Source organism: Rhodococcus sp. YL-1, assembly GCF_001942025.1.
GTDB classification, from domain to species: domain Bacteria; phylum Actinomycetota; class Actinomycetes; order Mycobacteriales; family Mycobacteriaceae; genus Rhodococcus_F; species Rhodococcus_F qingshengii.
Genome location: NZ_CP017299.1, coordinates 4,113,305 through 4,126,048, shown reverse-complemented (window position 1 = coordinate 4,126,048; position 12,744 = coordinate 4,113,305). Strand labels below are relative to the sequence as shown.

The 12,744-nt window shown below is 62.8% G+C and carries 12 protein-coding genes and 1 tRNA gene; 9 read left to right on the top strand and 4 right to left on the bottom strand.

Annotated features, from left to right (window positions below):
- Nucleotides 1–12: 12 nt before the first annotated feature.
- From BH682_RS19105 to BH682_RS19090, 4 genes are read left to right on the top strand one after another with little or no spacing between them, the layout of a single operon-like run.
- Nucleotides 13–1,173, top strand: coding sequence for an isobutyryl-CoA dehydrogenase (locus tag BH682_RS19105; protein WP_007726145.1), 1,161 nt, complete (start codon nucleotides 13–15; stop codon nucleotides 1,171–1,173).
- Nucleotides 1,170–2,228: an enoyl-CoA hydratase/isomerase family protein gene (locus BH682_RS19100; RefSeq protein WP_075833744.1), complete on the top strand. Its 1,059-nt coding sequence runs from the start codon at nucleotides 1,170–1,172 to the stop codon at nucleotides 2,226–2,228. Before BH682_RS19105 ends, BH682_RS19100 begins: the two co-directional genes overlap by 4 nt.
- 23 nt (nucleotides 2,229–2,251) lie before the next feature.
- Nucleotides 2,252–3,145, top strand: coding sequence for a 3-hydroxyisobutyrate dehydrogenase (mmsB, locus tag BH682_RS19095; protein ID WP_003941308.1), 894 nt, complete (start codon nucleotides 2,252–2,254; stop codon nucleotides 3,143–3,145).
- Nucleotides 3,145–3,921: an enoyl-CoA hydratase gene (locus BH682_RS19090; protein WP_075833742.1), complete on the top strand. Its 777-nt coding sequence runs from the start codon at nucleotides 3,145–3,147 to the stop codon at nucleotides 3,919–3,921. Before mmsB ends, BH682_RS19090 begins: the two co-directional genes overlap by 1 nt.
- 77 nt (nucleotides 3,922–3,998) lie before the next feature.
- Here the strand turns inward: BH682_RS19090 and BH682_RS19085 are convergent, their stop codons facing one another.
- Nucleotides 3,999–4,532 (bottom strand): MarR family winged helix-turn-helix transcriptional regulator, encoded by a 534-nt coding sequence (locus tag BH682_RS19085; RefSeq protein ID WP_075833740.1) that lies wholly within the window; start codon nucleotides 4,530–4,532, stop codon nucleotides 3,999–4,001.
- Between the two features lie 85 nt (nucleotides 4,533–4,617).
- Between BH682_RS19085 and mraY the strand changes: the two genes are divergently transcribed.
- Nucleotides 4,618–5,694, top strand: coding sequence for a phospho-N-acetylmuramoyl-pentapeptide-transferase (mraY, locus tag BH682_RS19080; protein ID WP_003941316.1), 1,077 nt, complete (start codon nucleotides 4,618–4,620; stop codon nucleotides 5,692–5,694).
- On the opposite strand, the gene BH682_RS19075 is transcribed toward mraY, so the two are convergent.
- Nucleotides 5,691–6,959 (bottom strand): multidrug effflux MFS transporter, encoded by a 1,269-nt coding sequence (locus BH682_RS19075; RefSeq protein ID WP_100084653.1) that lies wholly within the window; start codon nucleotides 6,957–6,959, stop codon nucleotides 5,691–5,693. The genes mraY and BH682_RS19075 overlap by 4 nt on opposite strands.
- Before the next feature lie 233 nt (nucleotides 6,960–7,192).
- Here BH682_RS19075 and BH682_RS19070 point away from each other — a divergent pair.
- Together BH682_RS19070 and dcm are read left to right on the top strand one after the other, a co-directional pair.
- Nucleotides 7,193–7,263, top strand: a tRNA-Cys gene (locus BH682_RS19070).
- 159 nt (nucleotides 7,264–7,422) lie between these two features.
- The gene (dcm, locus tag BH682_RS19065) at nucleotides 7,423–8,718 is read left to right on the top strand and encodes a DNA cytosine methyltransferase (protein ID WP_058037042.1); all 1,296 of its coding nucleotides are present in this window, start codon (nucleotides 7,423–7,425) and stop codon (nucleotides 8,716–8,718) included.
- A gap of 82 nt (nucleotides 8,719–8,800) precedes the next feature.
- Here the strand turns inward: dcm and BH682_RS37090 are convergent, their stop codons facing one another.
- Nucleotides 8,801–8,926 carry a hypothetical protein gene (locus tag BH682_RS37090; RefSeq protein ID WP_003941303.1) on the bottom strand — a complete coding sequence of 42 codons (126 nt, stop codon included), beginning with the start codon at nucleotides 8,924–8,926 and terminating at the stop codon, nucleotides 8,801–8,803.
- Between the two features lie 394 nt (nucleotides 8,927–9,320).
- Nucleotides 9,321–9,968: a TetR/AcrR family transcriptional regulator gene (locus tag BH682_RS19060; protein ID WP_042923173.1), complete on the bottom strand. Its 648-nt coding sequence runs from the start codon at nucleotides 9,966–9,968 to the stop codon at nucleotides 9,321–9,323.
- A 97-nt stretch (nucleotides 9,969–10,065) separates the two neighbouring features.
- Between BH682_RS19060 and BH682_RS19055 the strand changes: the two genes are divergently transcribed.
- Nucleotides 10,066–11,856: an N-acyl-D-amino-acid deacylase family protein gene (locus tag BH682_RS19055; protein ID WP_075833738.1), complete on the top strand. Its 1,791-nt coding sequence runs from the start codon at nucleotides 10,066–10,068 to the stop codon at nucleotides 11,854–11,856.
- Nucleotides 11,853–12,698 carry an alpha/beta fold hydrolase gene (locus BH682_RS19050; protein WP_047270171.1) on the top strand — a complete coding sequence of 282 codons (846 nt, stop codon included), beginning with the start codon at nucleotides 11,853–11,855 and terminating at the stop codon, nucleotides 12,696–12,698. The genes BH682_RS19055 and BH682_RS19050 overlap by 4 nt, the downstream gene beginning before the upstream one ends.
- Nucleotides 12,699–12,744 lie beyond the last annotated feature (46 nt).

The window sequence follows — 12,744 nt, the reverse complement described above, 5'->3', positions numbered from 1 at the left end:
GGAACACTTTCCATGTTTACTCTGACCGATGACGAGCGGGCGATTCGTGACACTGCCCGCGACTTTGCGGCCGAGCATCTGGCGCCCAACGCAGTGGAGTGGGATCAGACCAAGCATTTCCCGGTGGACGTCCTCCGTAAGGCGGCGTCCCTGGGAATGGGCGGTATCTACATTCGTGAAGACGTGGGCGGCAGTGAGCTGAGCCGCGTCGACGCTGCCCGGATCTTCGAAGAGCTGGCCAAGGGCGATCCGTCGATCGCCGCGTACATCTCCATCCACAACATGGTCACGTGGATGATCGACCAGTTCGGCAACGACGAACAGCGCCACAAGTGGGTCCCCGGACTCTGCTCGATGGATCAACTGGGCAGCTACTGCCTCACCGAACCCGGCGCTGGCTCCGATGCTGCGGGCTTGAGCACCAAGGCCGTTCGTGACGGCGACGACTACATCCTCAACGGCGTCAAGCAGTTCATCTCCGGCGCAGGCACTTCCGACGTGTACGTCGTGATGGCGCGCACCGGATCTGCCGGTGCCAAGGGGATCTCGGCGTTCATCGTGCCCAAGGATTCGCCCGGACTGTCGTTCGGTGCCAACGAGGTCAAGATGGGCTGGAACGCGCAGCCCACCCGTCAGGTGATCTTCGAAGACGTGCGAGTTCCTGCCGCCAACATGCTCGGTGAAGAGGGCAGCGGCTTCCGCATCGCTATGAAGGGTCTCAACGGCGGCCGGCTGAACATCGCCGCCTGCTCGGTCGGTGGGGCCCAGGCGGCGCTGGAGAAGGCAGTCGCATATCTGGTGGACCGCAAAGCTTTCGGTTCGGCACTGATCGAGTCGCAGGCCCTGCAGTTCCAGCTCGCCGACATGCGTACCGAACTCGAAGCGGCCAGGACGTTGCTGTGGCGCGCCGCTGCCGCACTCGAAGACGGAGCGTCCGACGTCGTGGAGTTGTGTGCGATGGCCAAGCGCTTTGCCACCGACACCGGGTTCGACGTAGCCAACAAGGCTCTCCAGCTTCACGGCGGGTACGGCTATCTTGCTGAGTACGGGATCGAGAAGATCGTCCGCGATCTTCGGGTTCATCAGATCCTCGAAGGCAGCAACGAGATCATGAGGGTGGTCATCGCGCGCAGCGTGGTCGCATCAGGTCAGGGAAAGCAAGGAGCAGCATGAGCGACGAGCTCGAGGTATTGATCGAAAAGCGTGACGGACTGGGGCTCATCACCCTCAACCGGCCCAAGGCGATCAACGCCCTCAACCACTCGATGGTCAAGGCGATGGCCAAGGCACTCGCGGAATGGAAGTACGACGACGACGTCAAGGCGGTCGTACTCACGGGCGCCGGCGAGCGTGGTCTGTGCGCCGGCGGCGACATCGTCTCGATCTACCACGACGCCAAGGACGGCAAGACCGGTTCGCTCGACTTCTGGCGTGAGGAGTACATCCTCAATTCCGAGATCGCGAACTACCCGAAGCCGTACGTCGCAATCATGGACGGGATCGTCATGGGCGGCGGCGTCGGAGTGTCCGCACACGGCGACATTCGCATCGTGACCGAGCGCTCGATGATCGGAATGCCCGAGACCGGAATCGGTTTCATTCCAGACGTGGGCGGAACTTACCTGCTCTCGCGTGCTCCCGGTGAACTCGGGACGCACATCGCGCTCACCACGGCGCGACTGAGCGCCGGCGATGCCATCGCAGCAGGTTTCGCTGACCACTTCATCCCGTCGGAGAACATCGAGACGTTCATCGCCGCACTCGCGTCGTCTTCGGTTGCCGACGCCGTGGCGCAGTACGCGGAGCCGGCTCCGGTGTCGGAACTGTTGGCCCAGCAGAGCTGGATCGACGCCGCGTACTCGGCCGACGACGTATCCACCATCGTCGAGCGTCTTCGCGCAAGTGGAATCCCCGAAGCGGAGAAGGCAGCGGAGCAGATTCTCGGCAAGTCCCCGATTGCACTGTCGGTGACCCTGCGATCTCTGCGGCATGCCAAGGAAGCAGCAAGCTTGGAAGAAGTCCTCAACGAGGAGTTCCGGGTCTCGACCGCTGCGCTCGCCTCACACGATCTGGTCGAGGGCATTCGCGCCCAGGTCGTGGAGAAGGACCGAAACCCGAAGTGGTTGCCGGCAACTCTCGACGACGTCACGGCAGAATCCGTCGACGCCTACTTCGCCCCGCTGGGCGACAACGAGCTCGGACTCGCCCCTCAACCGCAAGGCAACTGATCACCGCCGAAGGAGCATCACTAATGAGCACCATTGGATTTATCGGACTCGGTCACATGGGTGGCCCGATGGCGGCCAATCTTGTCAAGGCCGGACACAAGGTCGTCGGTTTCGACCTGGCACCTGCGGCGCTGGAGCAGGCAGTCAAAGACGGTGCATCGGTGGCGGATTCGGCGGTCGACGCCGTTCGCGGTGCCGACGTCGTGATCACGATGCTGCCGAGCGGTAAGCACGTTCTGGGCCTGTACGAAGAGCTGCTGCCGGTGGCAACACCGGGCACGCTGTTCATCGACTGTTCCACCATCGACGTCGCCGACGCCCGCGAGGCACATGACAAGGCCGAAGCGGCCGGTCACCGCAGCGTCGACGCACCGGTCTCCGGTGGAGTCGTCGGAGCTACCGCAGGCACGCTGGCATTCATGGTCGGCGGTTCCGAGGCTGACTTCCAAGCCGCGTCACCGTTGCTGGACGTGATGGGCCGCAAGGTCGTTCACTGCGGCGACGCCGGTGTCGGCCAGGCAGCCAAGATCTGCAACAACATGATCCTCGGCATTTCGATGATCGCGATCAGCGAGGCGTTCGTGTTGGGCGAAAAGCTCGGCCTGAGCAACCAGGCGCTCTTCGACGTGGCGTCCAACGCCTCGGGGCAGTGCTGGGCACTGACCACCAACTGCCCGGTACCGGGACCGGTGCCCACCAGCCCGGCCAACAACGACTACCAGCCTGGCTTTGCTGTTGCACTGATGGACAAGGACCTGGGTCTGGCAGCAAATGCGCTGCGCAACAACGGCGTCGATGCGGAGATCGGACTCAAGGCCGCCGAGCTCTACAGTCGCTTCCATGCCGCAGGCGGTGGCGGTCAGGACTTCTCTGCCATCATCAACGACATCCGTGACCGTTCGACCGAAGGACAGTAGTGACCGACTTCAACACCATCATCCTCGAGCGTAAGGGTCGCGTCGGCGTCATCACGCTCAACCGCCCGAAGGCTCTCAACGCGCTGAACTCCGAGCTGATGAACGAGGTCGTCGCCGCGGTTGCCGACCTCGAAGCGGACAGCGGCATCGGAGCCATCCTGATCACCGGTTCCGAGCGCGCCTTCGCCGCCGGTGCCGACATCAAGGAAATGCAGTCCAAGACGTACATGGACGCATACGTCGAGGATTTCTTCACCCCGTGGGATCGCGTCGCAGCAGCTCGTAAGCCGCTGATCGCCGCCGTCTCCGGATATGCGCTCGGTGGTGGCTGCGAGCTTGCGATGCTCTGCGATTTCATCATCGCTTCGGATACCGCGAAGTTCGGCCAGCCCGAGATCAAGCTCGGTGTCATTCCGGGTATCGGTGGCTCGCAGCGCCTTACGCGCGCCGTGGGCAAGGCCAAGGCCATGGAGCTGTGCCTCACCGGCCGCAACATGGACGCAGAAGAAGCCGAACGTGCAGGCCTGGTTGCCCGGATCGTTCCGGCCGCCGATCTGCTCGACGATGCCTTGAAGACCGCAACCACCATCGCCGATATGTCGCTGCCGATTGCGATGATGGCCAAGGAAGCAGTCAACCGGTCCTTCGAGACCACCCTCGCCGAGGGCGTCCGCTTCGAGCGTCGGGTGTTCCACTCGACCTTCGCGACGGAGGATCAGAAGGAAGGCATGACCGCGTTCGTGGAGAAGCGGTCGGCAGAATTCAAGCATCGCTGAATTTCAACAGCGCTGAAACTGCCCTCACACTCGTCGAGAGTGTGAGGGCAGTTTCTTTGTGTGTACGGGTGGTCGGTTCACCACTTGGTCGGTGCGCCGCCGGTGTCGAAGTCACCCGCAGTCTTGCGAAGTTCAGTGAGGATCGTCACCAATTGCTCGAGCTTGTCCTGCTGGAGTCCGGGGTGAGCGAACACCTTGCTGTTGAGCAGTTCGGTGGCTTCGAGGGCCAGCGCGCGACCCGCGTCGGAGATCTCGATGAGCGTCGCACGGCGATCGCTGGGATGCGGGACCCGCCTGACCAACTCCGCTTTCTCCAAACGGTCGACGGCATTGGTGACGCTGGTGGGGTGAACCTGGAGTCGGGCGCTCGCCTTGGCCATCGGGAGTGCGCCCGACCTGGTGAAGGTGAGAAGCGTCAGCAGTTCGTAGCGAGCGAAGGTCAACCCGAGCGGCTTGAGTACCTCTTCGACCCGCGCCATCATGATCTGCTGCGCACGCATCACCGACGTGACCGCAGCCATACCGTCGGCGACGTCGCTCCACCCGTGCTCCGTCCACTGACGATGCGCCTCTTCGATGGGGTCGAGGGGGAGCGGCGCGGGGGGAGACATAGGTTCGATCATCCCATGCTGGCAAGCGGTCGGGTGCCTTGTCTGATTGTGTGTCGCAGCCGCTTACGTCTGTAGAGTCCCACGGGTGATTTCAATCCTCGTAGCGGGTGGCGTCTCGTTGTTCGTCGCGCTCTTCCTGACTCCGTTTCTCATTCGTGTGCTTTCGCGGCAGGGGCTCGGGCACGAGATTCGGATCGAGGGTCCGCAGAGTCATCAGGGCAAGCGTGGCACCCCGTCGATGGGCGGGATCGCGATCATCGCCGGTATGTGGGCGGGCTACCTGGCGGCACACATCATCGGATTCGGCTCGCGGCTACCGCGGCTGTCTGCATCCGGTTGGCTGGTTCTCGCGCTCGCCACGTCACTGGGAATCGTCGGCTTTCTCGACGACTTCATCAAGATCCGTAAGAAGCGCAATCTCGGGCTCAACAAGACAGCGAAGACCGTCGGTCAGCTGGCGAGTGCCATCATCTTCGGCATTTTGTTCCTGCAGTTCTCCAACAACAACGGAGTCACTCCCGGAAGCCAGTACCTGTCCCATGTTCGTGACATCTCGGTGTTCTCCATGGGTGCCATCGGCTTTGTGGTCTTCTTCTGCATTCTGGTGTTCGCCTGGTCCAACGCCGTCAATTTCACCGACGGCCTCGACGGTCTCGCGGCCGGTTCGATGGGCATGATCCTGGGGACCTACGTCGTCATCGCCGGTTGGCAGTACCGGAACTCGTGTGTCCTCGAGCCTGCCGCCGGTTGCTACGACGTTCGTGACCCTCTCGATCTAGCGATCGTCGCTGCCGCAGCAGGCGGGGCGTGCCTCGGCTTCCTCTGGTGGAATGCCGCCCCGGCTCAGATCTTCATGGGCGACACCGGCTCCTTGGCACTCGGCGGCCTGGTTGTCGGCCTGTCCGTCACGACGCACACCGAGCTGCTGATGGTCATCATCGGCGCCCTGTTCGTCGCTGAGATCCTGTCGGTGATCATCCAGGTTCTGGTCTTCCGATCGTCCGGTCGACGCGTATTCAAGATGGCCCCGATCCATCATCACTTCGAGTTACTCGGTTGGCCGGAAACCGTCGTGATCGCAAGATTCTGGATCTTCGTCGCGATCTCGTGCGTCCTGGGACTTGCCACCTTCTACAGCGAGTGGTTCTCCGCTGCCGGTTAGACCGATTCACTCTTTCGGGTCGTAGCCAGAAGAGCGATCAGACCGAGCGACACACACGCCGTCATCGTGACGGCCAGGGCTGTGCTCGTGTTTCCCAGTAGGCCGACGGCCGGCGCGATGGCCGCACCGACGCCGAACTGGAATGCACCGAGCATTGCGGCGGCAGTACCGGCCGCTTCGCCGTGACGAGCGAGCGCCAGTGCCGGGGCGTTGGGCAGAACGAACCCGATGGCGCCGGCCATGACCCACAGTGCGATCACGAATCCAGCGAGCCCGCCCAGTTCCAGGACCGCGACAGCAATGACGACGGCCCCGGAGACAACGGCAGCCACGAGGGCCCACTTGGTGATCTGCTGAGGAGTCCACCGGTCGAGCAGTCGGACGTTTACCTGCGAAGCGCCGATCAACGCAATCGCGCCCGCACTGAAGAGCAGTGCGAACTCCTGCTGGTTGAGGCCGTACTGATCCTGATAGACGAACGACGCGCCCGAGACATACGCGAACAACGACGCCATGCCGACGCTGGAGACGAGCGTCAGGACCATGAACGTGCGGTCGCCGAGCAGCGAACCGTAGGTGCGGAGAACCGACGTCAATCCGCTCGGGCGACGCTTTTCCTTCGGCAATGTTTCGGACAGTCCGAACGCACCGATCATCGCCGTGCCGACGCCGATCAGTGCCAGGACGACGAAGATCCCGCGCCAGTCGAGGGCGACGAGGAGGGCGCCACCGATGCTGGGCGCCAGGATCGGCGCAACGCCGAGCACGAGCATCAGCCGGCTCATCACGACGGCAACGGTGTTACCGCTGTAGAGGTCGCGCACGATCGCCATGGTGACCACTGCCGCGGCCGCCGCGCCCATGCCCTGGAAAACCCGCAGGATGCCGAGGACAGCGATGCTCGGTGCGAAGACCGCCAGCAGCGAAGCCAGGATGTGCACACCGATCCCGGCGAGCAGCGGCTTCTTGCGGCCGAGAGTGTCCGAGAGCGGCCCGACCAACAGCTGTCCGAGTGCGAGGCCGATGAGAGTTCCGGTGATCGTCAGCTGAACCGTTGACGACGAGACTCCGAGATCGGCGCCGATATCCGGCAGCGCGGGCAGGTACATGTCGATGGTGAAGGGCCCGAGCGCGGTCATGGAACCGAGGGCAAGAATCTTCCCGACGCTCGGCTTGCGGTCGACACTGCTCGTATCCAGCGGGGCCGTCTCCAAGAGCGGAGCTGCCTTCACAGGCGGGGCGATGGCGGTGTTCTCGGCACTCATGAAACCTTCTGGGTTGTCTGGGTCTGGCGAATTGCTCGGTCGTTCGGTCGAAAGTCGGGCCGCAATCGAATGACCTGCGCCCACCGAGGGAGTCAGCATCGAGACTGACCGATTTGTTCCCGAAAGGCCCGCACTTTTCCCAGAGACTGGAACGCTTGGTGAGAATGCACTCGAATCATGCTGAGCGGAACTGTGGTTCGAGATCGTCACTCAGGGCAGAGTTACTCACTGACGCGGGTGTGGCTGAGTGGCTAGGCACCGGCCTGCAAAGCCGTTCACACGGGTTCGAGTCCCGTCATCCGCTCGTGTCGGAGACCGGCAGGCATATCGCCTGCCGGTCTCTCTTGTGTGGTCCTGGTTCGCGGGGTCGGCTGCGATAGTCTGGGCTGCCGGAGCGAGCGGACCACATGAGTGAGGCACTGAATTGATTTCGGGACAGGACCTGCGATCGCGGCGCTTGCACGTGGGGATCAGTCAGTTCCAGTTCGCCCGCCAAGCGGGAGTCTCGTCAGCAGTCGTCTCCGCGTGGGAACTCGACAAGGCATATCCGAAGCCGCTGGTTGAGCGAGCAGTCCTCACGGCCCTCTCCGCGTTGGAAGCGGCCAAGCGTGAGGGCACGTACGCGGCCCCCCGGAAGCGATCGAGCGGTAGTACCCGTGCGCGTCGAGCGACACCGGTCAACGACCCCGCCTCGGTGGCCCGGCGTGCCGTCGCGGGGGCAGGAAGCGGCGGCCCCACCGTATTGACAGCGTTCTCGGGTTGTGGCGGTATGGCCGAAGGCTTTCGGATGGCGGGGTTTTCGGTGGAGGGATACATCGAAGTCGTGCCGGAGGCGCGTGCGACCTTCGATCGGAACTTCCCCGGCGCGAAGTGCCTCGGCGAGGACATTCGGGCGATCGACGAAGCCCGGGTGAAAGATCTTCTGGCACAAGTGGACATCGATGTGTTGGCTGGGGGACCGCCGTGTCAGGGGTTCAGCCTTGCCGGCCGGCGAGACCGCGACGATCCGCGCAACCATCTCTTCCGGAACCTGCTGCAGCTCGCCGAACTGGTGAAGCCGAAGGTCGTGGTGATGGAAAACGTGCGACTGCTGCTCAGCATGAAGGACCCGGACGGTGGGATGGTCGTCGACCGGATTCTCGGCGAGATGGCTGCATGCGGTTATGACGCCTCGGTCAACACGGTGAATGCGCAGGATTACGGAGTGCCGCAGTTCCGGGAACGAGTGTTCATCGTGGCGACCCGCCGCGACAGTGGTATCGGGCCGCTGCGTTTCCCGCCGAAGACTCACGGCGTGAATGATGTTGCACCGCTGAGGACTTTCCGCGACGCCACCGTCGACCTGGCCCCGCTGGAATCCGGGCAGGCCTGCGAGACGGACCCGCTGCACTGGGCCGTCGAACATCCCGAGCACGTCTTGCGGTGGCTGCGTGATGTGCCGGAAGGAATGTCGGCTCACGACAACGAAGATCCGGCCATGCGACCGTCGTCCGGGTACAACACGACGTACAAGCGCCTCCGGTGGGACGAGCCGGCGTCCACGGTCGGAACCACTTTCGGGATGATCTCGGCTTCACGCAACGTGCATCCGAAACACACGCGATCGTTGACCGTTCGAGAAGCTGCTCGCCTCCAGACCTTTCCCGACGACTACGTCTTCGAGGGCAAGTGGGGAGCGGTGCGCACGATGATCGGCAATGCGGTGCCACCGCAGCTGGCGTCGGTACTGGCAGGAGAGATCAAGAAGGCACTCGGCTGAGATGGAGCACCGACGGAAAATGGGGCCGACGATGTCGGCCCCATTTCGAGTTACGCCCTGGCAGGGGTGTGGTGCAAGCGAATCAGCTGAGGTTGAGCTTGGCGATCAACGGCTGGACGACCTTGATGATGTCGATGACGGCGCTGAGGGTGTTGATGGAACCCATGTTTCGGTCCTCCGTGTCGTATGTACAGGTGTGTATGTACAAGGTTGTGTCTGCGTGGTGTTTCTGTACGACCTTGTGTCGCAGACACAAATTAGCAAACTGGACGCTTGTTTGGGTCGAAATGACCGCTTTGCGCTGAAGTTGCTGAAAAGTTCACGGATTGTTCAGGAATGTAAACAAAAAACAGGCCGGACTCCCCGAAGTCCGGCCTGTCGATGACGCTTTGCGATCAGCTGAATGCCGAAAGTGCGCTGATGAGGCCGATGCCCGCAACTGCGACCTTGAGGACACTCAAGACGTCTTCGAGCTTGACACCCTCGGGCAATACGTTTTCGACAGACTCCATGTTGGATCCTTCATGTGTTGGGGTCGTGGTCCAGTGCCACTGCAAGCAAGATACCCAATCGTGACCACCTGTGAAACCCCGGCACGAAGATCACAGTTGTGTTGCGCCGGACTCACTGGCCGTCGCGACAACGGTGGCTGCCACTATTTGCTCCACGCTGATGCCCGCTGCCGGTAGGCAGTGGTAGAAGATTCGTTCGCAGAGGTCGACCATTTCGCCTCGCTCGAGCGTCGGCTCGTCGATCCAGTTGACGACGATTTCCTCCATGAATGCCTGCCACCCGGCGATTGTCGCCTCCACGGTCGCATTCGATTCGATGCCTAGATTCGTCAGCGCAGCGACAATCCACGTGGTGAAAGTGCGGCGCATGCCTCGGTAGATCGTGCGCATTCGGACGTCACCACTGCCGGCCATACGCATCACGGCGAGGTAAATGGTGGGGTGCTCGATAACGGCGTCGACGAATGTCTCGATACCTGAGCGCAGCTGGGACGTGATGGGTAGCTCGGGATCCGGTCGCATTCGATCTTCGAGATCGGCCGAGGCGGCCTCGAGGATGGCGTTCTGGAAACCCTTCTTGTTCTTGAAGTAGTGGAACAGCAGTGGCGGCGAGACACCGGCCTCGGCTGCGACGCGATCCATCGACAGTTGGTCGAAAGGCTCGGTCCGCAACATGTGTACTGCCACCTCGAGGATTTGCCTCTGACGGTCTTCGGGGGAGCGGGGGACTGCAGCCATTCCGTCATCTTATGTATTGGTTCGGAAGGTTCATTGACTTTTACTCAACGCTGTCTATAACGTGAGGTAACACATACGTGAGGCGAGGAGTCCGACAGTGTCTGCTTTCGACATCGTGGTCAACGACGGGTTGTGGTTCGACGGGACGGGGGCTCCAGGTCTGCGTCGTAATCTCGGAATTCGAGACGGCGTGGTCGCGGAGGTGTCCACCACGAGCCTGGAGATCGGGCCGGACACCGAGGTGATCGACGCGGCCGGCAAGTGGGTTCTCCCGGGTTTTGTCGACGTCCACACGCACTACGACGCCGAAGCCTTGGTCAGTCCAGGGCTTCCGGAATCGGTTCGCCACGGCGTCACGACGGTCGTGCTCGGCAATTGCTCGCTGTCGACGGTGTATTCGACCCCGCGCGAGATTGCGGATCTGTTCAGCCGGGTCGAAGCAGTTCCCCACGACGCGGTGCTGCGCATCCTCGAAGCGAACAAGACCTGGACCGGTCCCGCGGCGTACACCGCCGCCCTCGAAGCCCTTCCCCTCGGACCCAATGTCGCAGCCTTCATCGGTCATTCCGACATCCGCACGCACGTACTCGGACTGGGGCGCGGCACCGACAAGAAGGTCAAGCCGACTCGCTCGGAACTCGGCCGGATGGGCTCGATGCTCGAGGATGCCATCGACGCTGGGATGCTGGGCCTGTCGTCGATGACCAATGCCCTCGACAAGATCGACGGCGACGAATATCGTTCTCGCTCTTTGCCGTCGACGTATGCACGGTGGAAAGAGTTCCGATTCCTCAATCGCATCCTTCGTGATCGCGGAAAGATCTTGCAGAGCGCTCCGACCATCAACCTGCATCCGAACGTCGCGGCGTTCTTCGCCGAAAGCTCCGCGATCGGACGCAAGAAGCCGCTCAAGACGTCGCTGCTCTCCGGCGCGGATTCGAAGGCCTACCCGGTGATCGTGTACTTCATGCTCGCTGCGGCCCCACTGCTCAATCGCTTCGCCAAGACCGATTTCAAGTGGCAGCACCTGCCGGTTCCCTTCACCGTCTACGCGGATGGAATCGACCTCGTCGTGTTCGAGGAGTTCGGCGCCGGCGCCGCCGCTTTGCACCTCAAGGACCAGGTGGAGCGCAACGAACTGCTCCAGGACGAGTCGTACCGTCGCGCATTCCGTAAGGACTACGACAACAAGTTCTCACCCCGCATCTGGCATCGCAATTTCTACGATGCGGTCATCGTGGGATGCCCGGACGAGACGTTGATCGGCAAGAACTTCGGTCAGGTCGGTGACATCCGCGGAGTGCACCCGGTGGACGCGTACCTCGACCTGGTGGTGAAGTACGGGCGAGATCTTCGCTGGCGCACCACCATTGCCAATCACCGGCCCAAGTTCGCGAAGAAACTCGCCGCGAGTTCCGGTGTGCAGATGGGCTTCGGCGATGCCGGCGCGCATCTGCGCAACATGGCGTTCTACAACTACCCGGTGCGACTCCTCAAGCGCGTCAAGGACGCTCAGAGTGACCGCAAGCCGTTCCTCACCATCGAACGCGCAATCCACCGCCTGACAGGCGAACTGGCGGACTGGTACGGCATCGACGCCGGGCATCTACGCCAGGGTGACCGCGCGGACTTCGTTGTCATCGACCCGGCCGGGCTCGACGAGTCGGTGGACGGGTTGTTCGAGGCAAAGGTTCCCGAGTACGGCGGGATCAGCCGGATGGTCAACCGCAGCGACGACGCAGCGGTCGCTACGGTGATCAACGGCCGACTCGTCTACCGCGAAGGTGAATTCGCCCCCGGATTCGGAATCGAAAAGACAGGTCAGTTCCTGCGTGCCGGTGAAAAGGCTCCGGTTACCAGTGCCGCGAAGACTAGCGTGGCGCTATGATTACACCGGCGGATCGCCTCACCTCGTACTCCCGGTCCGGGCTGACCTTCGACGTGCGCGACGAAGGACCCGCCGACGGTCCGGTCGTGGTTCTCCTGCACGGATTTCCGCAGGATTCGAGCTCGTGGGATCAGCTCGCACCGCTGCTGCACACCCGCGGCTTCCGCACGGTGGCGCCGGATCAGCGAGGGTACTCACCCGGCGCCAGGCCGAAAGCGCGCTGGGCGTACCGCGGGTCCGAACTCGCCGCTGACACTGTCGCACTGATCGACGCGCTCGCAGTGGGCAAAGTGCACCTGGTCGGCCACGACTGGGGTGCCGCAGTCGCATGGCAGGTCGCTGCCGAGCGGCCCGATTTGCTCAACACCGTTACCGCGGTGTCGGTTCCGCATCCACTGGCGTTCGTCAAGGCGATGGTGACCAGCACGCAGGGACTGAAATCGTGGTACATGGGGGCGTTCCAATTGCCGTTCGTTCCCGAGAAGGTTCTGTCCTCCACCTCGGCGGGTGAGAAGTTCCTGATCTCGAGCGGGCAGACGCCGGAGAACGCACGGCGCGATCTGAATGCCATGCTGGCTCCCGGTCGGCTACGCGGCGGTCTGAACTGGTACCGCGCGATGTGGATGACCAAGCCGAACCCCGCAACTGCCAGGGTCACCGTGCCGACCCTGCACGTCTGGAGTGACGGCGACGCCGCCATCGGCCCCAAAGGGTCTGCGCTCACCCCCGCGTTTGTCGACGGCCCGTACCGGTTCGAGGTTCTCAGCGGCGTGAGCCACTGGATTCCGGACGAGGCGCCGGTCGAGTTGGACCGACTGCTGGGTGAGCATCTCAGCAGCTGACCGCGTTTTGATCACTGAAGCCCCCGCCGTTCGGCGGGGGCTTCAG

Coding starts and splice junctions, on each gene's coding strand:
- BH682_RS19105 (WP_007726145.1), top strand. CDS start 13: ATGTTTACTCTGACCGATGACGAGCGGGCGATTCGTGACACTGCCCGC.
- BH682_RS19100 (WP_075833744.1), top strand. CDS start 1,170: ATGAGCGACGAGCTCGAGGTATTGATCGAAAAGCGTGACGGACTGGGG.
- mmsB (WP_003941308.1), top strand. CDS start 2,252: ATGAGCACCATTGGATTTATCGGACTCGGTCACATGGGTGGCCCGATG.
- BH682_RS19085 (WP_075833740.1), bottom strand. CDS start 4,532: ATGTCTCCCCCCGCGCCGCTCCCCCTCGACCCCATCGAAGAGGCGCAT.
- BH682_RS19075 (WP_100084653.1), bottom strand. CDS start 6,959: ATGAGTGCCGAGAACACCGCCATCGCCCCGCCTGTGAAGGCAGCTCCG.
- BH682_RS19060 (WP_042923173.1), bottom strand. CDS start 9,968: ATGGCTGCAGTCCCCCGCTCCCCCGAAGACCGTCAGAGGCAAATCCTC.
- BH682_RS19050 (WP_047270171.1), top strand. CDS start 11,853: ATGATTACACCGGCGGATCGCCTCACCTCGTACTCCCGGTCCGGGCTG.